This window comes from Acidovorax sp. 106, from assembly GCF_003663825.1.
Classification (GTDB): Bacteria; Pseudomonadota; Gammaproteobacteria; order Burkholderiales; family Burkholderiaceae_C; genus Acidovorax.
Genome location: NZ_RCCC01000001.1, coordinates 4,029,080 through 4,051,097 on the forward strand (window position 1 = coordinate 4,029,080; position 22,018 = coordinate 4,051,097).

Below are 22,018 nucleotides of genomic sequence, written 5' to 3' on the forward strand. Positions count from 1 at the left end.
TGAGGGGGCAGTTTGGGGTGCGCTCTGGCGCGGACTCATGGGGTGTTGCAAAACACCGTCACCGCACCGATGCAGGGCGCCTGGCTGCGCCATACTGGTGGTCTATTTGACGGAGAGACACCATGAGCCAAGACCCGAACATCACCCTGGCGCGCGGCCTGTACAACGCGTGCACCCTGGCCACCGCGCAAATCCACGAGGCGCAGAGTCTGGCCAAAGAAATCTTTCCGGGCGTAGAGGTCTCGCGGGCCGATATCCTGGGCATTGCGCAAATCATCGCCACCAACTACGCAGCCCAATCGGGCGCGAAGGTGGGAGGCGCGTAGCCACCAGCTTGTTGGGCAGTGAACCGCCCCACACACGCAAAAAAACAGCCCGCGCGAAGCGGGCTGTAAAGTTTTACCCCCTACCAAAAGCACATGGGTTGTGGCCAGCTGCCGCGTGAGCAGCGCAGTGGCTTGCCGCCGTCCATGGGCTTCCAATGTAAGCCGCAGCCCCGGCATCACCAAGGAACAAGATGGGCTATGCATAGACGGTTTGTGCATACCTGCATGGGCATGCCAAAGCGTGGCCTGGGCAGAGGGCTTTGGCGTTGATGGACGCGCCAACAAAAAAGCCTGATGGCGCGGGGCGCATCAGGCTCAATCGGAATTTAGTTGGAGCGGGTGAAGGGAATCGAACCCTCGTATGAAGCTTGGGAAGCTGCCGTTCTACCATTGAACTACACCCGCGTAGCCCGCCATTATAGGCATGTCTGCGGCACCGACCGATCAGGCGCCCCAGGTGCTGCGTGCCCCAGCCTTATTTCTGGATGTCGCCCAGGCACAGGTACTTGATCTCCACGTAGTCGTCCATGCCATAGTGCGAGCCCTCGCGGCCCAGGCCCGATTGCTTGACGCCGCCGAACGGCACATGCTCGGTGGCCAGGATGCCCACGTTGATGCCGACCATGCCGTACTCCAGCGCTTCGCCCACGCGGAAGATGCGGCCCACGTCGCGGCTGTAGAAGTAGCTGGCCAGGCCAAACTCGGTGGCGTTGGCCGCGGCTATGGCTTCTTGCTCGGTCTTGAACTTGAACACGGGCGCAAAGGGGCCAAAGGTTTCTTCGCGGGCGCACAGCATGTCGGCCGTGGCGTTGGCCACCACGGTGGGCTCAAAGAACTGGCCTGAGCCCATCTGGGTCAGGCGCTGGCCACCGGCCACCACTTTGCCGCCCTTGGCGAGTGCGTCGTCCACATGGCGCTGCACCTTTGCAAGCGCCGCTTCTTCGATCAACGGGCCTTGGTTCACGCCGTCTTCAAAGCCGTTGCCCACCTTCGCAGTTTTGACCTTGGCGGCAAACTTGGTAACGAACTGGTCGTACACGCCTTCTTGCACGTAGAAGCGGTTAGTGCACACGCAGGTCTGGCCTGCATTGCGGTATTTGCTGGCAAAGGCGCCTTCCACGGCGCTGTCGATGTCTGCATCATCAAACACGATGAAGGGCGCATTGCCGCCCAGCTCCAGCGACATTTTCTTGACGGTGGGGGCCGACTGCGCCATCAGGATGCGGCCCACTTCCGTGCTGCCCGTGAAGCTGATGTGGCGCACCACGTCGCTCGCGCACAGCACCTTGCCGATGGCAATGGAGTTGGCACTGTCGGCGCTCAGGATGTTGAGCACGCCTGCCGGGATGCCAGCACGGATCGCCAGCTCTGCCGCAGCCAGTGCGGTGAGCGGCGTCAGCTCGGCAGGCTTGATGACCACGGTGCAGCCGGCAGCCAGCGCGGGCGCGACCTTGCGGGTGATCATGGCTAGCGGAAAGTTCCACGGCGTGATGGCGGCGCACACGCCAATGGGCTGCTTGAGCACCAAGAGGCGCCGGTTGTTGTCAAACTGGGGCAGCGTCTCGCCGTTGACGCGCTTGGCTTCTTCGGCAAACCACTCCACAAAGCTGGCGCCGTAGGCCACTTCACCCTTGGCTTCGGCAAAGGGCTTGCCTTGCTCGGCGGTCATGATGCGCGCCAGGTCGTCCTGGTGGGCCATGAGCAGGTCAAACCATTGGCGCAGGATGGTGCTGCGCTCCTTGGCGGTCTTGGTCTTCCAGGGGCCCCAGGCCGCGTTGGCGGCGGCAATGGCGGCTTCGGCGTCTTGGGCGCCCAGGTTTGCGACATCGGCCAGCTTCAGGCCGGTGGCGGGGTCGTTCACATCAAAGCGGCTGCTGCCTGCCAGCCATTGGCCGTTGACTAGTGCGTCGGTCTTCAACAGGCTGGGATCGTTGAGCAGCGAAAGGGGGGAGGTCTTCATGTCCATGGGATGCATCCGGGTGAAGAAAAAATGGGAGGGGGTTGAGGAATAAGCTAACACGCGTTGCCGCCGAGTCTCTTTGCAATGTGGCGTTGGTGGCGTGGTTTCAGGTCAGTTTTCAAGAGTGCGGCGTTCGTTCATGGCGCATGCAACTGGCGAGGCCTAGGCGAGGGCAGCCGCGCAAGGGCCGCCCCGCCGCGCTGGCTGCGTCCCCCTGCCCGCATTGCGCAGCAATGCGAGAGCGGGGGGAAGGCGCGAAGCGACTCAGGGGGGCCATCATGCCCTTCGCCCCCGCAGCCACTCCAGCGCCAGCAGCAGGCCCGTGGTGAACAAGATCAAGAGCGTGGCCACGGCCGCAATGGTGGGCGAGATGTTTTCGCGGATGCCATTGAACATCTGGCGCGGCAGGGTGGATTGGTCGGCACCTGCCAGGAAGAGGGTGACCACCACTTCGTCGAACGAGGTGGCAAACGCAAACAGCGCCCCGGAGATGACGCCCGGTGCAATCACCGGCAGCGTGATGCGAAAGAAGGTGTTGAACGGTGTCTCGCCCAGGCTCAGCGAGGCGCGCACCAGGTTGTGGTTGAAGCCCGCCAGCGTGGCCAGCACCGTGGTCAGTACGAAGGGCGCACCCAGGGCAGCATGCACCACGATGAGGCCAAAGTAGCTGTCGGCCAGGCCCAGCGGGGCAAAGTACAGGTAGGTCGCCACACCCACCACGATGATGGGCACCACCATGGGCGCAATCAGAATGCCCATGATCAGGCCCTTGAAGCGGAAGTCCGACCGCGACAGGCCCACGGCTGCCAGCGTGCCCAGCGCCGTGGCAATCAGCGTGGCAGCAGGCGCCACGATAAAGCTGTTGCGCGTGGCGCGGGCCCACTCGGGCGATTCGAACAGGTGCTGGTACCACTTGAGTGACCAGCCGTGGATGGGGTAGGCCAGGAACGAACTCTCGGAAAACGACAGCGGCACCATCACCAGGATGGGGGCCAGCAGATAGGCCAGCACGGCCACACACAGCGCGCGCACGGCCCACCAGCCAAGCTTGTCGAGCCAGGTGGCGTAAAGGGGAAATTGGGGGAGGCGAAACATGGTCAGGGCCTTTATTCAGCGCGGGTATTGCTTAGGTCTCGTTCAGCCTAGGCTCAATTCGGCCTTGCCGATGCGGCGGTACACGCCGTACAGCACCAGCGTGGCGGTGAGCAGCAGCGCGCCCAGTGCGCAGGCCATGCCCCAGTTGATTTCCACGTTGGTGTAACGGGCGATGTAGTAGCTCAGCATCTGGTCGTCCGCACCGCCCAGCAGGGCTGGTGTGACGTAGTAGCCAATCGACAAAATGAACACCAGCAGCGCCCCCGCACCCACGCCAGGGTAGGTTTGCGGCACATAGACGCGAAAGAACGCGGCGATGGGTGAGCTGCCCAGCGAAACGGCCGCACGCAGGTAGGTGGGCGGCACGCTTTTCATCACGCTGTACAGCGGCAAGATCATGAAGGGCAGCAGGATGTGCACCATGGCAATGACCACGCCCGTGCGGTTAAACAGCAATGCCAAGGGCTCCTGGATGACGCCCAGGCCCATCAGCCCCCGGTTGACCAGGCCCTCGGACTGCAGCAGCACGATCCAGGCGGCCACCCGCACGAGGATGGATGTCCAGAACGGCACCAGCACCAGAATCATCAGCACATTGGCCGAGCGCGCGGGCAGCGTGGCCAGCCACCAGGCCAGCGGGTAGGCCAGCAGCAGGCAAATCAGCGTGACCACCAGGCTGATGTGGAAGGTGCGCAGCAAGATGCCGCCAAAGGCGCGCTGCTCTTCGGGCATGCGCTCGACATGGCCTTGCGCGTCGCGCTGCAGGTCGACCGAGGCGAGCAGGTAGTCGGGCGTCCAGCGAGCGCCGTTTTTGGCAATGGCTTGCCACAGCGCGGGCTCGGCCCAGCGGGCGTCTTTTTCAATCAGCTGGGTGCGGATGGCGTCAGGGCTGCCTTCCATGGGCAGGGCGCGATAGGCTCCCATGATGAGCGAGCGCGCGCCGGGCAACTCGGTGTTGAGCCTGCGGGCCAGCGCCCCTGCGTCCGAGCTGTCGGGCAGGCGGCCCAGGTCTGCCATCAATGCGGCATAGGCGCTGGCGGCGGGGGCTTCTTTGCGGTCCCACCCGTCCAGGGCGCGCACGGTGGTCGGAAGGGCGTTGGCCACCTCGGGGTTTTCCACGGCGCGCTGCAACAGCGCCACGATCGGCACCAGCAGGGTGAGCAGCAAGAACACCAGCAGCGGCAGTGTCAGCGCAAAGGCGCGCCATTTGCGCCGCGATTCGGCGCGGGCCAAGGCCTGGCGCAAGGCGCCAGGGGCTTCACCAGAAGGTGCACTGAGGGGAGGGGAGGCCAGGGTGGCTTGCATGGTGTCTTGCTCTTTGCGGTGCGATGACGGGGCGTGCGCCTGCTGCGTTGGGTTGGCGGCCAGTGGTGGCCGCCGCTTTCACGGCAGCAGGCGCAGGCGGGGTGCCTTACTGGGTGGCCCAGGCGGCAAAGCGCTTTTCCAGCGCCTCGCCCTGGTCAGCCCAGAAGCCCACGCTGAACTGCAGTGCCTCCTTGGCGTTGGCGGTCGATGTGGGCAGGTCGTCCAGCACCTTCTTGTCCAGCGTGGCCAGGGCCTTGGTGTTGGCGGGGCCGTAGGCAATGTTCTGGGCGTAGGCCGCTTGTTGTGCCGTCTGCATGGTGAAGGCGATGAACTTCACCGCAGCATCCTTGTTGGGCGTGCCCTTGGGGATGGCCCAGTAGTCCAGGTCATAGATGCCGCCGGGCCAGTAGATCTTGAGGTTGCGGCCTTCGCGGTTGGCCGCATCGATGCGGCCGTTGAACACGGTGGTCAGCGTTACATCGCCTGCGACCAGGAACTGGGGCGCTTGGGCACCGGCTTCCCACCATTGGATGTTGGGTTTGAGTTCGGTCAGCTTCTTGAAGGCGCGGTCGGCGCCTTCCTTGGTGGCCAGCACCTTGTACACGTCGGCGGGCTTCACGCCATCGGCCAGCAGGGCAAATTCGAGGTTGTAGCGGGCGCCCTTGCGCATGCCGCGCTTGCCCGGGATCTTCTTGGTGTCCCAAAAGTCAGCCCAGCTGGTGGGTGGGGTCTTGAGCTTGTCGCCGTTGTAGGCCATCACGGTGGACCACACGAAGATGCCCACGGCGCATTCGTTCACGGCGGCGGGCAGCAGGTCGGCCTTGGGCACGATCTTGCTGTAGTCGAGCTTTTCGTACAGGCCTTCATCGCAGCCACGGGCCGCGTCGGGCGATTCGACTTCCACCACGTCCCAGGTCACCTTCTTGGTCTCGACCATGGCCTTGACCTTGGCTTGCTCGCCGTTGTATTCCACGGCCACGATCTTGTTGCCCTGCTTTTCGTAGGGCTCGTAGAAGGCCTTCTTCTGGGCGTTGGCGTTGGCGCCACCAAAGTTCACGACGGTGATCTGCTGCGCCAGGCTGGGCAGGGCAAAGCAGGCGGCCACTGCGGCGCAGGCGATCAGGCTCTTTTTCATGGTGCGTTTTCCTTGAGATGGAAGGAGGTGGACAGGGAACGGATGACGGGAGAAAACCATGCGCTCGTCAGAGTGCATAGATGCGGGTGGAGATCGGTGGGAACTCCAGCTGCACCTGCGCGCCGGGCTGGGGATGCGGGTTGGCATCGGCACGGGTCAGGGGCAGCTTGACGGTGGCTTGGGCCTGCCCGGGGCCGATGTCGCACATCAGCCGCAGGTGGTCGCCGTAGTAGATGGCGCGCGCCACGGTGGCGGGCACTGCGTTGGGGCCGGTGCTGGCGCCGGATGGGTGCAGCACGATGCGCTCTGGGCGGATGCTGGCTTCCACCGCTGCGCCTTGCGGGGCCTGGTTCACATTCACCCCTTGCAGCCACTGGCCGCTGGGCAGCTGCAGTCCGGCGTCTGCGCCCTGGGTTTGCAGCGTGCCGGTGAGCACGGTGCTGTCGCCCACAAACCCCGCCACGAAGCGGTTGCTGGGGGTTTCGTACAGGCTCTCCACATCGGCCAGCTGCTGGATGATGCCCTCGTTGAACACGGCCACGCGGTCGCTCATAGTCAGGGCTTCGCCCTGGTCGTGCGTCACGTACACAAAAGTCACGCCCAGCTGGCGGTGCAGCTCTTTGAGCTCGATCTGCATGTGTTCGCGCAGTTGCTTGTCGAGCGCGCCCAGGGGTTCGTCCATCAGCACCAGCTGGGGGTTGAACACCAGGGCGCGGGCCAGGGCCACACGCTGCTGCTGGCCGCCCGACAGGCGGGTGGGCAGCCGGTCGGCCATGCCCGACAGGCGCACCATGTCCAGTGCCTTCTTCACGCGCTCGGCCTGCTCTGCCTTGGGCACCTTGCGCACCGTCAGCGGGTAGGCCACGTTCTCGCCCACCGTCAGGTGGGGGAACAGCGCGTAGTTTTGGAACACCATGCCAAAGTTGCGCTTGTGCGGCGGCGTGCCGGTGATCTGCTTGCCGTTGAGGAGGATGTCGCCCGAGGTGGGCGATTCAAACCCCGCCAGCATCATCAGCGTGGTGGTCTTGCCCGAGCCCGAAGGCCCCAGCAGGCTCAGGAACTCGCCGCGCTGGATGTCCAGGTTCAGCGCGCGCACCACCAGCTGTTCGCCGTCGTAGGTTTTTTGCACGCCGCTGAAGCGGACGAGGGGTTCTGCGTGGGTCATGGTGAGGGGGATGCGTTCAAACGGGGGATGGGTCAGCCCACAGCGGCAAAGCTGTCGGCCAGGATGGCTAGGCCTTCGGCGAGCAGTTCGTCAGAGGCCGTCAGAGGCACGAGGATACGGATCACGTTGCCGTAGGTGCCGCACGACAGCAGGATGAGGCCACGCTTGGCGGCTTCGGTCACGACCTTCTTGGTCAGGGCAGCGTCGGGGCGGTGCGGGTCTCCGTTTTCAAACAGTTCAATGGCCACCATGGCACCCAGGCCGCGCACATCGCCAATGGCGGGCACCTTGGCGGCCATGTCCTTGAGGCTGCGCACCAGCAGGGCTCCCATGTCCTGGCAGCGGGCCAGCAGGTGTTCCTTTTCAAAGGCTTCGATCACCGCCAGGGCCGCAGCGCAGGCCACGGGGCTGCCGGCGTAGGTGCCGCCCAGGCCGCCAGCCGCAGGTGCGTCGATCACGTCGGCGCGGCCCACCACGCCCGAGAGCGGGAAGCCGCCCGCCAACGACTTGGCGGTGGTGATCAGGTCTGGTGCCACAGGCCATTGCTCACAAGCAAACCACGTGCCCGTGCGCCCTGCGCCGGTCTGAACTTCGTCAGCAATCAGCAAGATGCCGTAACGGTCTGCAAGCGCCTTGAGGCCGGTGATGAACTCGGGGGGGGCCACATAGAAGCCGCCTTCGCCCTGCACGGGCTCGACGATGAAGGCCGCCACGCGTTCGGGCTCGATATCGTTCTTGAAGATCAGCTCCACCGAGTGCAGCGCCTGCTCCACGTTCACGCCGTGCAGCGCATTGGGGAACAGTGCGTGGTACACCTCGCCCGGGAAGGGGCCAAAGCCCAGCTTGTAGGGCGCGACCTTGCCGGTCAACCCAAGCGTGAAGTTGGTGCGGCCATGGTAGCCGCCTGTGAAGGCGATGACGCCGGGGCGGCCGGTGTGCGAACGGGCGATCTTGATAGCGTTCTCCACCGCCTCGGCGCCTGTTGTGAGCAGCAGGCTCTTCTTGGCAAACGCGCCGGGGGCCAGCGTGTTCAGGCGCTCGCACACCTCCACATAGGGCTCATAGGCCACCACCTGGAAGCAAGTGTGGGTGTACAGCTCCAGCTGGGCTTTCACCGCGTCGATCACGCCAGCGTGCAGGTGGCCGGTGTTGAGCACGGCAATCCCGCCCGCAAAGTCGATGAAGCGGCGACCCTCCACATCCCACAGCTCTGCGTTGCGGGCCTTGTGCACAAAGATCTCGTGGGCCTGGCCCACGCCCCGGGCTACAGCGGCATGGCGGCGGGCGAGGAGGGCGGCGTTGGTGAAGTGGCGGTCTTGTTGCATGGTGTCAGCGGCTTGGTGAAAAGTGGGTGATGAGGGAATGGGATGGATTCTGAAAGCCGCGCCACACACCGTCCATGTACACCGCAGCGCAAATTGGCGCGGACTGTGCAGGTCTAAAATGCTGTACAGGCAATCCCTGATTTGGTGTGCGCCAACACGGTGCACAATTCGCCCCCTTTTTTCGTCGGATCTTCTCTTTGATCGCTTGATGCTCACTCTCAGCCCAGACCTCCAGACACCTCTGGTCAGCCAGATCGTTGATGGGCTGCGTGGCCTTATCGTGGGGCAGGTGCTCAAGCCGGGCAGCAAGCTCCCCTCCATCCGCGCGTTTGCGGCCTCGCACGGCGTCAGTGTGTTCACGGTGGTGGAGGCGTATGACCGGCTGGTGGCCCAGGGCTGGCTGGTGTCGCGGGCCAATGCGGGGTTTTTCGTCAAGCGGCGCGGGGATGAAGGTGCTGCACCGGCGGGGGGCGGGCTGGAGCGCCCGGTGCCCCGTTTTGATGCGCGCTGGTACCTCAAGCAAATTTTTGAAAACCGCAACCTGCCGCTCAAACCTGGCTGTGGCTGGTTGCCGCACGATTGGCTGTTTGGCGACGCGGTGCGCCGCAGCATGCGCCAGCTGTCCTCTGACGGCCCTGAGCTGGACGGCTACGGCCTGCCCCATGGCCACATGGCCTTGCGCATGGTGGTGGCCGAGTCGCTGGCAGAACACCACCTGGCGGTGGATGCCGAGCAGGTGCTGCTGACGCAAGGCTCCAGCCAGGCGCTGGACCTGGTCGCTCGCAAACTGGTCAAGCCTGGGGATGTGGTGCTGGTGGACGACCCTGGCTACCCCAACCTGACCTTCATGCTGCGCTTTGCGGGCGCGCACATCTTTGGCGTGCCGCGCACCCCCTCGGGGTACGACCTGGTGGCGCTGGAGGCGTTGCTGGCCGAGCACAAGCCCAAGGCTTTTTTCACGCAGCCGCGCCTGCAAAGCCCTACGTGCTCAGTGGCGTCGATGGCGCACCTGCACCGCTTGCTGCAGCTGGCAGAGCAGCACGACTTCATGCTGGTGGAAAACGACATTTACGCGGACATGGACCCGACCTCGCGCCCGTCGCTTGCCAGCCTGGACCAGCTCAACCGTGTGGTGTACGTGGGCAGCTATTCCAAAACCATTTCGCCCAATTTGCGCACGGGCTTTTTGCTGGCCCGGCGCGATTTGCTGGACGAGCTGGTGCAGCTGAAGATGGTGTCGGGCCTGACTTCGTCAGAAATCACCGAGCGCCTGACCTTTGGCGTGGTGACCGATGGGCGCTGGCGCAAGCACCTCAAGTCGCTGCGCGAGCGGCTGGCTGAAGCCCACCAGCAAGTGGGCCGCAAGCTCGACGGGCTGGGCTTTGAGCTGTTCCACGAACCCGAAGCGGGCATGTACCTGTGGGCACGCCACCCCGATTTGCCCGACAGTGCCGAGCTGTCGAAGGAGGCCACGGGCGCGGGCGTCATGCTCGGGCCGGGTCAGTTGTTTCTGACCGAGTCACGGCCCACAGGTTGGTTGCGCTTTAACGTGGCCTTCAGCCTGGACGAGCGGCTGTGGAGCTTTCTGGACCAGAGCATGGTGCGCGCGCGCCAGGCTGCGCAGTAGGTTTGCGCAGCCGGCGCTCAGCGGTCCATGGCCCTGCGCCTGGGCCATGTCCTTCCTCTTTTGACTGCTCAGCGCGTCAAGGGGTTGCAGTAAGTTGCCCCATCAGTGGAAACAGCCCCAGCAGCAGGCACGCTCCCATCAGCGCCAGGCTCACCACGGTGGCCCACTTCAGGGCAAAGCGCTGGTGGTCGCCAAAGTCCACGCCGGCCAGTGACACCAGCAGATACGTCGATGGCACCAGCGGGCTGAGCAAGTGCACGGGCTGGCCAATCAGCGAGGCCCGGGCCATTTCCACAGGGCTGATGCCGTAGGCCTGTGCGGCTTCGTTCAAGATGGGCAGCACGCCAAAGTAGAACGCATCGTTGGACATGAAGAACGTGAGCGGCATGCTCAGCAGCGCCGTGATGGTGGGCATGTAGGGGCCCATGCTCTTGGGGATGGCGGCCAGCAGCCCACGCGACATGGCCTCGACCATGCCGGTGCCCGACAGAATGCCCGTGAAGATGCCCGCCGCAAAAATCAGCGCCACCACGGCCAGTGCGTTGGTGGCGTATTCGGCCACCACCTTGCGCTGGTCGGCTACGTCGGGGTAGTTGATGACGATGGCCACGGCAAAGCCCATCATGAACAGCACGGGCAAGGGCAGCAGGCCCATGACGAGCGTCACCATCAGTGCGGAGGTCAGGCCCAGGTTCACCCACAGCAGGCGGGGGCGGCGCATGTCGGCGTTCTCCGGGCCTGTGATGGTGGGCAGGTGCTCGCCGGTGGCTTCTTCATCAGCTTCCATGGCGGCGCGCGTGTCGCTTTGCAGCGGCAGGCTCACGGTGCCCAGGCGCTGGCGCTCGCGCAGGCCCAGGTACACCGCAATGGCCAGCAGCGCCACGATGGCCAGCCCCATGGCCGGAACCATGGGCACGAAGACCTCGGCTGGGTCTACATGCAATGCGCTGGCTGCGCGGGCTGTGGGGCCGCCCCAGGGCGTGAGGTTCATGATGCCGCTGGCTACCACGGCCACACAGGTCAGGCTCAGCGGGTTCATTTTGAGCCGCTTGTACAGCGGCAGCATCGATGCCACGGTGATCATGTAAGTGGTTGAGCCATCGCCATCGAGCGAGATCAGCAGTGCCAGCACCGCGGTACCCACCACGATCTTGAGCGGATCGCCCTTGACCAGCTTGAGGATCACGCCCACCACCGGGTCGAACAGGCCCGCGTGGATCATCACGCCGAAGTACAGGATGGCGAACATCAGCATCACGCCCGTGGGGGCGATCTTGCGGATGCCGTCGAGCATCATGGCCCCCATGGTGGGGGCGAAGCCGCCGATGACGGCAAACACGATGGGGATGCTGATCAAGGCCACCAGGGGCGAAAGCCGCCGGGTCATGATCAGGATCATGAAGGTCAGCACCATGCCGAATCCGAGCAAGGTCAGCAGCATGGCAGGGGTCTCCGTGTGGGTGTCATGGGGTTCCGTTCAAAGCGAGAAGAGGGCTGTTGTTTGAGGCGCCGCCCTTTTTTGGTGCCGTGGTCGGGCTGCCATGCACGGGGCATGAACGGTGCTCGCCACAGGGTGTGAACCTTAGATTTCCACTCTGTCGTGCGCCTGTCGTGCCGCCGGGGTTTCGTGGATCTACTAATAGGGTAAACCCTTGCACCGCATCGGTGCGTGAAACAATACGCGTTGACGCCTAGCGCTTTGCCAAGCGCAGGCCCTGTTTTTTATGTTTTGTTTTGTGGCAACACCCTGCACCTGAGTGCGGACGAAGGTTTGAGATGCGCATCCTGTTGGTGGAAGACGATCCCGATCTGGCTGAGGCCGTGGTGCGCCGTTTGCGGCGCCAGGGCCATGCGGTGGACTGGCAGGGCGACGGGCGCAAGGCCTATGAGGTGCTGGGCTACACACCGTTTGATTTGGTGCTGCTGGACATCGGCCTGCCGGGCATGGACGGGCTGAGCCTGCTGGCCCAATTGCGCAGGCAGGGCAACAAGACCCCCGTGTTGATGCTCACCGCGCGCTCGGACATCGAAGACCGGGTGAATGCGCTGGACGAGGGGGCGGACGACTACTTGGACAAGCCCTTTGACTTCAGAGAGCTGGACGCCCGTTGCCGTGCCTTACTGCGCCGCCCGCAAGGCCAGGTGGCCGGGCGCTGGGAGGTGGGCGGCCTGGTCATCGACAGCGCGGCACGCCGGGTGAGCCTGCTGGGGGTCGAGCTGGAGTTGCCGCACCGCGAGTACAGCCTGCTCGAAATCCTGGTGGGGCGCCTGGGCCGCGTGGTCAGCAAGGACGATATTGCCACCCGCCTGTTCAGCTTTGACGAAGACGTGGGGCTGAACGCCATCGAGGTGTACGTGGGCCGCCTGCGCAAAAAGCTGGCGGCCAGTGGCCTGAGCATTGCCACCGTGCGCAGCGTGGGCTACCGGGCCGATGTGGTGCCGCAAGAGACTGTGACCGATGCTGCGGCGCTTCCCGTTGCTGCCGATGCCGCATTGGCGCCTCCACAGCCCCCGCATGGCGCCTGAGGCTTTGCAAACCGCTGCCGTGCGCACGCTGCCCGCCGTGCGGCACACCCTGCTGCGCGCCATTTGTGCGCTGTTTGTGGTGGCCACGGTGGTGTTGTTTGGCGCGGCGCGCAGCTATGGCCAGCGGGCGGCAGACGGGTCTTACGACCATTTGCTCAAAGCGTCTGCTTTGTCGATGGCCGACAGCGTGGCGTTTGCCCAGGGGCAGTGGTTGGTGGATTTGCCCTATGCCGCGCTGGACTTGCTGGCCATGGCCCCGGAAGACCGGGCCTTCTATCGTATCGCCGGGCCCGATGGGCGCACCTTGACGGGCTATGCCGATTTGCCCGCGCCCCCGGCAGGCTTGCCCCGCGAGGCAGGCCCCGCGCAAGCCCAGTTTTTTGACCAGACCTACCGGGGCGAGCGGGTGCGCTTTGCCGTGGTGCCCCGTTACATCGCAGGCGGCGAGGGCTCTGGCCTGGTGTGGGTGCAGGTGGGCCAAACGCGCCTGGCGCGCGACGCGCTGGCGGCAGACATCGCCTGGCGCGCCACGGCGGCCATCGTGGCGCTGATGGCGGGCGTGTTTTGCCTGCTGTGGCTGGGTGTGCGGCGGGCGCTGCGCCCCCTGGCGCTGCTGGAGCAAGAACTGCTGGCGCGCCCGGCATCGGCCCTGCATCCGGTGGCCAGCCCCGTGCCCCAAGAGCTGGCCCAGACGGTGCGCGCCCTCAATGGCTTCATGCAGCGCCTGGCGGTCAACCTGGACGCTTTGCGCACTTTTATTGCCGAGGCCGCGCACCAGATGCGCACGCCGCTGGCCGCGCTCATCGCCCAGGCGCAAGAAGGACTGGACGACGATGACCCCGCCGCCCAGCGACAAAGCCTGAAGGCGGTGGAGCGCAATGCGCTGCGGCTGCGGCGCTTGCTCAACCAGCTTCTGTCTGACGCCAGCGTGACCCACCAGGGCCACCTGCAGCGGTTTGAGGCCGTGGACCTGCTGGTGCTGCTGCAAGAGGCCCTGCACGACGTGGTGCCGCGTGCCGAACCCCGGCCTGTGGTGCGGCTGTGGTGGCGCTCCACCGCGTCGCAGGAGAAAGTTTTGCTATCAAATAATGAGCTACCAGCGCTTATGGATAGAGCGCTAGATGCCGAAATGATCATGGAAACGTCTCTGGCAAGCCACCCCACAGCCGTGCTGCAGGGCGATGCACTCATGCTGCGCGAGGCCTTCAAGAATGTGGTGGACAACGCCCTCAAGCACGGCCAGCCCGAGCGCGGCCCGGTGGATGTGACTGTGCAGGGCCAGACCGACCCCGCCAGCGGCCAGCCCCTGTGGTGCGTGGTGGTGGAGGACTGCGGCCCTGGCGTGCCCGAGGCTGAGCAGGCCCGCCTGTTTGAGCGTTTTGCCCGGGGCGCAGGGGCTGCCCCTGGTGGTGCCGGGCTGGGGCTGGCGATTGTGCAGCGGGTGGTGCAAGGCCACGGCGGGCGCCTGGATGTGGGCCATCGCGCCGAGGGCGGCTGGCGCGTGGCCATGGCCTTGCCTGTGGATTTGGCGACGGGCCCGGCGGCAGAGCCTGCGGCTTTGGATGCGCGAGGTAACGCATGACTTTGAAGGCTTTCTCTCCCTCTGCGGAGGTGCGCTCATGGCCCGCATCGCTGACCCGTCGTCAGGCTTTGCGGGCGGCTGGCGCAGCGGCGCTGGCTGCGGCATGGGAGTCTGGTGTCGCGCAGACTGCTGTGCCACCTGCCAGCCCACCTGCCGCCATGACCCGCTTTGCCGCCACCGCGCACGAGGCATCGGTGTTGCGCATCGACAGCTCCACCGACACGGCCTTGTTTGCCCCCGCCATCCGCGATTTTCAGCGCCTGTATCCCAGCGTCACGGTGCAGTACACCGACCGGCAAAGCCTGGACATGCACGCCCGCGCCCTGGCGTTGGCCGGAGCCCAGGGCGCGGCGTCGAGGGACGTGGCAGAGGCCCCCGACCTGCTCATCAGCAGCAGCCCCGACCTGCAGACCCAGCTGGCCAACGACGGGCATGCCTTGTCCCATCAGTCGCCCCAAACCCGCGAGCTGCCCGAGGGCGCCCATTGGCGGCGCGAAGCATTCACGCTGGGCGCCGACGCCGTGGTCATGGCCTACAACCCGCGCCTGTTGAACCCCGCACTGGCCCCACGCACCCGGGGGCAGTTGCTGGCTTTGCTGCGCCAGCCCGGCGGCCCGCTGCAAGGGCGCATTGGCACCTACGATGCGCTGCGCAGCGGCCTGGGCTACCTGCTGGCCACGCAAGACGCGCGCTTTGACAGCACCGCCAGCGTGCTGCTGGCGGCCATGGGGGCGTCCAAAGCGCGGCTGGGCGACCACATTGAGCCGCTGCTGGACCGGCTGGAGCAGGGCGAGCTGGCGCTGGCCTACAACGTGCCCGCGTCCTATGCCCTGGCGCGCATGGCGGCTGGCTCCAGCCTACGGGTGATCGTGCCTGAGGACTACACCTTGCTCACTACCCGCGTGGCGCTGATACCCGCATCAGCCCGGCACCCCGAGCTGGCACGCCCGTTTCTGGACTACCTGCTGTCGCCGCAGGGGCAGGCGGTGCTGGCGCGCGACACGCGGCTGTTGCCCGTGCGCCAGGCCGTGGCCGCCGCACGCGATGGCCGGGCCCTGGCCTTGCCTGGCCAGCCCGGCCCCTTGCCTGCGGTGGCGGGGTCGGCACCCGGCGGTAGCGCCTGGCGGCTGTTGTCCCCTGGGCTCGGTTTGCTTGTCTACCTGGACCCCCTTAAGCGCCAGCGGTTTTTGCAGGCCTGGGCGACCAGTTTGGGGGCCTCTGCTGCGGGCCCTGGCGCAGGGTGAACGATGAGATAATCGAAGGTTTCGACCCTTTTCCCAACCCTAGATGCAACCGCTCCCGGCATGCCGAGGCAGCGTAGAAAGACCCGGATGAAAGTATCTGAAATCCGCGCCAAGTTTCTCGACTTCTTCGCCGAGCGCGGCCACACCGTGGTGGCATCGTCGCCGCTGGTGCCTGGCAACGACCCCACGCTGATGTTCACCAACTCGGGCATGGTGCAGTTCAAGGACGTGTTCCTGGGCACCGACAAGCGCCCGTACAACCGCGCTGTGTCGGTGCAAGCCTGCCTGCGTGCCGGTGGCAAGCACAACGACCTGGAAAACGTGGGCTACACCGCCCGCCACCACACGTTCTTCGAGATGCTGGGCAACTGGTCGTTTGGCGACTACTTCAAGCGCGAATCGCTCAAGTGGGCCTGGGAGCTGCTGACCGAGGTCTACAAGCTGCCGCCCGAGCGCCTGCTGGCCACCGTCTACCTCGAAGACGACGAAGCCTATGACATCTGGACCAAGGAAATCGGCCTGCCGCCCGAGCGTGTGATTCGCATTGGCGACAACAAGGGCGGCCGCTACAAATCCGACAACTTCTGGATGATGGCCGACACCGGCCCTTGCGGCCCTTGCTCTGAAATCTTCTACGACCACGGCGACCACATCCCCGGTGGCCCTCCAGGCAGCCCTGACGAAGACGGCGACCGCTTCATCGAGATCTGGAACAACGTGTTCATGCAGTTCGACATGAAGGAAGACGGCTCGGTCACGCCGCTGCCCGCACCCTGCGTGGACACTGGCATGGGCCTGGAGCGCCTCGCTGCCATCCTGCAGCACGTGCACAGCAACTACGAAATCGACATCTTCGACCAGCTCATCAAGGCCGCAGGCCGCGAGACCGGCGTGACCGACCTTGACAACAAGAGCCTGCGTGTGATCGCCGACCACATCCGCGCCACGGCCTTCTTGGTGAGCGATGGCGTCATTCCCAGCAACGAAGGCCGAGGCTACGTGCAGCGCCGCATCGTGCGCCGTGCCATCCGCCACGGTTACAAGCTGGGCAAGAAGACGCCGTTCTTCCACAAGCTGGTGGCCGACCTGGCCCGCCTGATGGGCGATGCCTACCCGGCGCTGCGCGAGCAAGAGCAGCGGATCACCGACGTGCTCAAGACCGAGGAAGAGCGCTTCTTTGAAACGCTGGCCAACGGCATGGAGATTCTGGATGCGTCCCTGGACGGCGGCGCCAAAGTGCTGCCCGGTGAAGTGGCCTTCAAGCTGCACGACACGTATGGCTTCCCGCTCGACCTGACCAACGACGTCTGCCGCGAGCGCGATGTGGAAGTGGACGAGGCGGGCTTCAAGATCGCCATGGAAAAGCAAAAGGCCCAGGCCCGCGCTGCTGGCAAGTTCAAGATGGACAAGGCGCTGGAGTACACCGGTGCGGCCAACCAGTTCACGGGCTACGACAGTCTGGCCGAGACTGCAAAAATCATAGCTATCTACGTAGACGGGACGAGCGCTGCAGCCCTGAAGGCGGGCCAGAACGGCGTGGTGGTGCTCGATGCCACTCCCTTCTACGCCGAAAGCGGCGGCCAGGTGGGTGACGAGGGCGTCATCACCAGCGGCTCGGCCCGCTTTGCGGTGGGCGACACGCTCAAAGTGAAGGCCGACGTGTTTGGCCACCACGGCACCCTGGAAGAGGGCACGCTGAACGTGGGCGACACGGTGCAGGCCCAGGTCAACACCGCAGTGCGCGCCGCCACCATGCGCAACCACTCGGTCACGCACATCATGCACAAGGCCCTTCGCGAAGTGCTGGGCAGCCACGTGCAGCAAAAGGGCAGCTTGGTGAATGCCGACCGCACCCGTTTTGACTTTGCGCACAACGCCGCCGTGACCGACGCCGAGATCCGCGAGATCGAACGCCGCGTGAACGAAGAAATCCTGGCCAACACGCCCACCGGCGCGCGCGTGATGGACATTGAGTCGGCCCAGAAGACCGGCGCCATGATGCTGTTTGGCGAGAAGTACGGCGAGACCGTGCGCGTGCTGGACATCGGCACTAGCCGCGAGCTGTGCGGCGGCACGCACGTGCAGCGCACGGGCGATATTGGCCTGTTCAAGGTGGTGGGCGAGGGCGGCGTGGCCGCAGGCGTGCGCCGCATTGAAGCCGTGACCGGCGCCAATGCACTGGCCTATCTGCAAAGCCTGGAAGACACCGTGAACCAGGCCGCTGGCGCCCTCAAGTCGCCCGTGGCCGAGCTGAACGCCCGCATTGCCCAGGCGCTGGAAAACGCCCGCACGCTGGAAAAAGAAGTGGCCGCCCTCAAGGGCAAGCTGGCTTCTGCCCAAGGCGACGAGTTGCTGACCCAGGCAGTGGACATCAAGGGCCTGAAAGTGCTGGCAGCCCTGCTGCCCGGTGCCGACGCCAAGACCCTGCGCGACACCATGGACAAGCTCAAGGATAAGCTCAAGACCGCTGCCATCGTGCTGGCCGCTGTGGACGGCGACAAGGTGCAACTGGCTGCGGGTGTCACAGCCGACAGCATTGGCAAAGTCAAGGCCGGCGAGCTGGTGAACTTTGTGGCCCAACAAGTGGGCGGCAAGGGCGGCGGCAAGCCCGACATGGCCATGGCAGGTGGCACAGATGCCAGCAAGGTGCCTGCTGCCTTGGCATCGGTGCAGGGCTGGGTGGCTGAGCGCGTCTGAGCTTCATGGCCTCGGTGGCCGAGCCTCCATGGACCATGAAAGTTATTTCACATTAAGCGTTTCGCTCCCTCAAGGGCTTCGTCAAGGGCTTCTTTAAAGGCTCTCCAAAGCCGCATCCGGTGCCATCGGATGCGGCTTTTTCTTTGAGCTACCTCGTCGGCAGTGCGTCTTCTGCGACGCAACCTCGCAGCGGCATGGCGCTGCAGTTAAGCTCTTGCGCTCTATGACCCAAGTCACCTTCCCCCCGCCGTTTACCCGCCCCTCACAGGTTTCAGAACAATTGCGCAGCGCCGGTTATGCGGTGCTGGCGCCGACTGATGTGGCCGCTTGGGCTGGGTGCGATTTGCACGACCTGTTGGCTCTCAACCCCGACTGGAACGACCTGCCACCAGACGACTTTTTGAAAGACGGCGGGCGCTACCGCCGTCGGCGCCACGCCTGTTTTGTGGTGGAGCACGGTGCAGTGCAGCAAGCCCCTCATCGCCCGCACTGGCAGCCGGTGGAATACAACGCCTTGCACGGCGGCATGCAGCGGTTGTTTGCCCCCATGTTGACTCCCACCGTGGCTGCACCGGTGTGGAACAAGCTCCTGGAGGCCCTGGCCAGCGTGTCAGACTCCGTGTTTGCCACCACGCCCGCCACCGAGCCTTGGTTTCTGGAAGCGCACCAGTTCCGTATCGACACCACCGATGGCATTGGTCGCCCCACGCCCGAGGGGGCGCACCGGGATGGGGTGGACCTGGTCGCGGTGTTTCTGGTGGATCGGCATGCCGTCAAAGGTGGTGAAACCCGCGTGTTCGAGGCCACGGGCCCAAGCGGTGTGCGCTTTACATTGACCCAGCCTTGGTCGCTGATGTTGCTGGACGATGCCCGCATGATCCACGAGAGCACACCCATCCAGCCCCTGGCAGAGGGCGCTTTCCGCGACACCCTGGTCATCACTTGCCGACGCGGTAATTTCCAGGGCGCGGACGTGGTGGACGCGTCGCAGTAACCGTTTGCGGTGCTGCGCTGCTTGTACTGGTATTCGCAGCGACATTTGATGCGAATCAAGGTCGGGGGTATGGTGCCAGTTCACACTCTGGCTTGTATTCGGGCCACCGCCTGATTTCTATCACCCAAGGAGCAATACCATGTTCAAGCACATTCTGGTTCCCATCGACGGCTCGGCCACTTCTCTGCTGGCTGTGTCCAAGGCCACGGCTTTGGCCAAGACCTTTGGCAGTGTGGTGACAGCGCTGTATGTGGTGGACCCCTATCCCTTCACCGGTGTGGGGGCTGATTTTGCTTATGGGCAAGCGCAGTACCTGAGCGCTGCCACGGCCGAGGCCAACACGGCACTGGACGCCGCCCGCAAGGCCATGACCGAAGCGGGTGTGAACGTGACCACCGTGGTGGGCGAGGGCCATGCCGTGCACGAAGGCATTGTGCGTGCACTGGAAAGCACCGGCGCCGACCTGATCGTGATGGGCTCACACGGCCGCCGTGGGCTGGAAAAGCTGGTGCTGGGCAGCGTGACCCAGCGCGTGCTGGGCCTGGTGCATGTACCGGTGCTGGTAGTGCGCGACTGACCCCTCAACCCAATCCTGTCAGTGCATGCGCAGCATGTGCTGAAAAGCAAAACGGCTCCCATGCAGGAGCCGTTTTGTTTTCTATTGCTCGTACATCCCACCGCCCGTAGAGCACGCGCTCTCCAAGCCAGTGCACCCGTGGAACTGGCTCTGCCAGGCCACCGGGTGTGTCCCCCTTCAGGGGGAAGGCGCAAAGCGCCTCAGGGGGTCACTCGATTTTTGCGCCAGAGGCCTCCACGATGCCCTTCCACTTGGTGTAGTCGTTCTTGAGCAAGGTGGTCAGCTGCGCGGGCGTCATGGCCTGGGCCTCAGCACCCTGGGCCTGGATGGCGGCCTTCATGTCGGGCGTGGCCAGCAGTTTGTTGATTTCGGTATTCAGCGTGGTGGCCACGGCGGCCGGGGTGCCAGCGGGGGCAAACACGCCGTACCACGTGCTCACATCAAAGTCCTTGAAGCCAGATTCAGCCACCGTGGGCACATCAGGCAGTGAGCTGCTGCGCTTGGCGGAGGTGACGGCCAGTGCCCGCAGCTTGCCGGACTTGATTTGGGCCATGGCCGATGGCACCGAGGACAAGAGCAGGTCCACATTGCCCGCCAGTGCATCCATCAGCGCGGGGTTGGAGCCCTTGTAGGGGATGTGGCTGAGCTTGATGCCTGCGGCCTTTTCAAACAGGTCGCCTGCCAAATGGATGGAGGTGCCGTTGCCGGGCGAGCCGTAGGTGACGGTACCCGGCGACGCCTTGGCTGCGGCCACCACATCGGCCAGTGTCTTGAACTTGGAGTTGGCGTTCGTCACGATGATGACGGGCGTGTAGGCCACATGGGCTACGGCGGTCAGGTCTTTGGTGGGGTCCCACGGCAGGTTTTTGTACAGCCAGGGGCCGATCACCAGGTTGTCCTTCTGGCCCATCACCAGGTCATAGCCTGTGGGCGCGGCCTTCACGGCTTCGGTGATGCCGATGGTGCCGCCTGCGCCAGCCTTGTTGTCGGCCACCACGGTCCACTTGGCCTGCTCGGTGAGCTTGGTAGCCACCAGGCGCGAGAGGATGTCGGTGCCGCCGCCGGGTGGGAAGGGCACGATCAGGCGGATGGGCTTGCTGGGGTAGGCCCCGGCGGGCGCCGAGGCGGCGGTCTGGGCTTGCACGGTGCTGCCCAGGGCCAAGGTCAGGGCGGTGAAGGAAATCAGTGCGCGAATCATGTCAGGGTGTCTCGGTCGGTTCGTGGGTTCGTTTGGTGGAGGGAGGAGGGCTCCTCACAGGCGCTCAAAAATCGCCGCAATGCCCTGGCCACCGCCAATGCACATGGTCACCAGCGCGTAGCGGCCTTGCACGCGTTGCAGCTCATGGATGGCCTTGACGGTGATGAGCGCACCGGTGGCGCCAATGGGGTGGCCCAGCGAAATGCCCGAGCCATTGGGGTTGACCTTGGCCGGGTCCAGGCCCAGGTCGCGAGTCACGGCGCAGGCCTGGGCGGCAAAGGCTTCGTTGGCTTCGATCACGTCCAGGTCGTTAACGGTGAGGCCCGCTTTTTTCAGCGCCAGTTGCGTGGCGGGTACAGGGCCAATGCCCATGTACTTGGGGTCTACACCTGCGTGGGCATAGGCCACCAGCCGCGCCAGGGGCTTGGCACCGCGCGCCTTGGCGGCACCGGCCTCCATCAGCACCACGGCCGCAGCGGCGTCGTTGATGCCCGAGGCGTTGCCTGCGGTCACCGTGCCGTTCTCTTTGACAAACACGGGCTTGAGTTTGGTCATGTCTTCCAGCGTGGCGCCGGGGCGGAAGTGCTCGTCGGTGGCGTACTGCACGTCGCCCTTCTTGCTCTTCAAGGTGACGGGGACGATCTGGTCCTTGAACACGCCAGCCTGCGTGGCGCGCTCGGCGCGGTTGTGGCTCTCTACGGCCAACTTGTCCTGGTCTTCGCGGGTGATGCCCCACTTGGCGGCGATGTTCTCGGCCGTCACACCCATGTGGATGTTGTGGAAGGGGTCGTGCAGCGCGCCGATCATCATGTCCACCATCTTGGTGTCGCCCATGCGGGCGCCCCAGCGCATGTTCAGGCTGGCAAAGGGCACGCGGCTCATGTTCTCGGCACCGGCGCCAATCGCCACGTCGGCGTCGCCCAGCAGGATGGACTGGCTGGCGTTGACGATGGCCTGCAGGCCCGAGCCGCAAAGGCGGTTGACGTTGTAGGCGGGTGTGCCTTCGCCGCAACCGCCGTGGATGGCGGCCACGCGCGAGAGGTACATGTCCTTGGGCTCGGTGTTGACCACATGGCCAAACACCACGTGGCCCACATCTTTGCCCTCCACGTTGGCGTGTGCCAGGGATTCACGCACCACCAGGGCGCCCAGCTCGGTGGGCGGCACATCTTTGAGGCTGCCGCCAAACGTACCAATGGCGGTGCGCACTGCGCTCACGACGACGACTTCACGGCTCATGATCAAGTCCTTTCAAATGAAAT

The 22,018-nt window shown here is 64.9% G+C and carries 17 protein-coding genes and 1 tRNA gene; 8 read left to right on the plus strand and 10 right to left on the minus strand.

Features of this window, described 5'->3' with window-relative positions; all coding sequences use genetic code 11:
* Window positions 1-122 precede the first annotated feature (122 nt).
* Window positions 123-326 carry a hypothetical protein gene (locus C8C98_RS17740; RefSeq protein WP_121455359.1) on the plus strand — a complete coding sequence of 68 codons (204 nt, stop codon included), beginning with the start codon at window positions 123-125 and terminating at the stop codon, window positions 324-326.
* Window positions 327-657: 331 nt separating this feature from the next.
* Here the strand turns inward: C8C98_RS17740 and C8C98_RS17745 are convergent.
* The 7 genes from C8C98_RS17745 to gabT all read right to left on the minus strand — a co-directional run bounded on the left by C8C98_RS17745 (window position 658) and on the right by gabT (window position 8,311).
* A tRNA-Gly gene (locus C8C98_RS17745) sits at window positions 658-731 on the minus strand.
* Between the two features lie 70 nt (window positions 732-801).
* Window positions 802-2,292, minus strand: coding sequence for an NAD-dependent succinate-semialdehyde dehydrogenase (locus C8C98_RS17750; protein ID WP_121455360.1), 1,491 nt, complete (start codon window positions 2,290-2,292; stop codon window positions 802-804).
* A gap of 270 nt (window positions 2,293-2,562) precedes the next feature.
* Window positions 2,563-3,381 (minus strand): ABC transporter permease, encoded by an 819-nt coding sequence (locus tag C8C98_RS17760; protein WP_121455361.1) that lies wholly within the window; start codon window positions 3,379-3,381, stop codon window positions 2,563-2,565.
* Window positions 3,382-3,423: 42 nt separating this feature from the next.
* A complete protein-coding gene (locus C8C98_RS17765) occupies window positions 3,424-4,686 on the minus strand; it encodes an ABC transporter permease (protein ID WP_121455362.1) in 1,263 nt (420 codons plus the stop codon).
* Between the two features lie 106 nt (window positions 4,687-4,792).
* Window positions 4,793-5,821 (minus strand): ABC transporter substrate-binding protein, encoded by a 1,029-nt coding sequence (locus tag C8C98_RS17770; protein WP_121455363.1) that lies wholly within the window; start codon window positions 5,819-5,821, stop codon window positions 4,793-4,795.
* A 67-nt stretch (window positions 5,822-5,888) separates the two neighbouring features.
* Window positions 5,889-6,986, minus strand: a complete 1,098-nt coding sequence (locus C8C98_RS17775; protein ID WP_121455364.1) for an ABC transporter ATP-binding protein — start codon at window positions 6,984-6,986, stop codon at window positions 5,889-5,891.
* Window positions 6,987-7,018: 32 nt separating this feature from the next.
* The gene (gene gabT, locus C8C98_RS17780; RefSeq protein ID WP_121455365.1) at window positions 7,019-8,311 is read right to left on the minus strand and encodes a 4-aminobutyrate--2-oxoglutarate transaminase; all 1,293 of its coding nucleotides are present in this window, start codon (window positions 8,309-8,311) and stop codon (window positions 7,019-7,021) included.
* Between the two features lie 208 nt (window positions 8,312-8,519).
* On the opposite strand from gabT, the gene C8C98_RS17785 reads away from it, so the two are divergent.
* Window positions 8,520-9,938: a PLP-dependent aminotransferase family protein gene (locus C8C98_RS17785; protein ID WP_121455366.1), complete on the plus strand. Its 1,419-nt coding sequence runs from the start codon at window positions 8,520-8,522 to the stop codon at window positions 9,936-9,938.
* 76 nt (window positions 9,939-10,014) lie between these two features.
* Here the strand turns inward: C8C98_RS17785 and C8C98_RS17790 are convergent, their stop codons facing one another.
* On the minus strand, window positions 10,015-11,379 hold the full coding sequence (locus tag C8C98_RS17790; protein ID WP_121455367.1) for a CitMHS family transporter: 1,365 nt from the start codon (window positions 11,377-11,379) through the stop codon (window positions 10,015-10,017).
* Between the two features lie 335 nt (window positions 11,380-11,714).
* Here C8C98_RS17790 and C8C98_RS17795 point away from each other — a divergent pair, with 335 nt between their 5' ends.
* From C8C98_RS17795 to C8C98_RS17820, 6 genes are all read left to right on the plus strand, one after another.
* On the plus strand, window positions 11,715-12,464 hold the full coding sequence (locus C8C98_RS17795; RefSeq protein WP_121455368.1) for a response regulator transcription factor: 750 nt from the start codon (window positions 11,715-11,717) through the stop codon (window positions 12,462-12,464).
* On the plus strand, window positions 12,454-14,046 hold the full coding sequence (locus tag C8C98_RS17800) for a sensor histidine kinase (protein WP_121455369.1): 1,593 nt from the start codon (window positions 12,454-12,456) through the stop codon (window positions 14,044-14,046). Before C8C98_RS17795 ends, C8C98_RS17800 begins: the two co-directional genes overlap by 11 nt.
* The gene (locus tag C8C98_RS17805; protein WP_121455370.1) at window positions 14,043-15,290 is read left to right on the plus strand and encodes an ABC transporter substrate-binding protein; all 1,248 of its coding nucleotides are present in this window, start codon (window positions 14,043-14,045) and stop codon (window positions 15,288-15,290) included. The genes C8C98_RS17800 and C8C98_RS17805 overlap by 4 nt, the downstream gene beginning before the upstream one ends.
* Before the next feature lie 87 nt (window positions 15,291-15,377).
* On the plus strand, window positions 15,378-17,987 hold the full coding sequence (gene alaS / locus C8C98_RS17810) for an alanine--tRNA ligase (protein ID WP_121455371.1): 2,610 nt from the start codon (window positions 15,378-15,380) through the stop codon (window positions 17,985-17,987).
* Window positions 17,988-18,210: 223 nt separating this feature from the next.
* Window positions 18,211-18,981, plus strand: coding sequence for a 2OG-Fe dioxygenase family protein (locus C8C98_RS17815; protein WP_121455372.1), 771 nt, complete (start codon window positions 18,211-18,213; stop codon window positions 18,979-18,981).
* Window positions 18,982-19,120: 139 nt separating this feature from the next.
* The gene (locus C8C98_RS17820; RefSeq protein ID WP_099655287.1) at window positions 19,121-19,558 is read left to right on the plus strand and encodes a universal stress protein; all 438 of its coding nucleotides are present in this window, start codon (window positions 19,121-19,123) and stop codon (window positions 19,556-19,558) included.
* A gap of 208 nt (window positions 19,559-19,766) precedes the next feature.
* Here C8C98_RS17820 and C8C98_RS17825 read toward each other — a convergent pair whose 3' ends face one another.
* Window positions 19,767-20,756 (minus strand): tripartite tricarboxylate transporter substrate binding protein, encoded by a 990-nt coding sequence (locus C8C98_RS17825; protein WP_121455373.1) that lies wholly within the window; start codon window positions 20,754-20,756, stop codon window positions 19,767-19,769.
* A gap of 54 nt (window positions 20,757-20,810) precedes the next feature.
* A complete protein-coding gene (bktB, locus tag C8C98_RS17830; protein ID WP_121455374.1) occupies window positions 20,811-21,995 on the minus strand; it encodes a beta-ketothiolase BktB in 1,185 nt (394 codons plus the stop codon).
* Window positions 21,996-22,018: the final 23 nt, after the last annotated feature.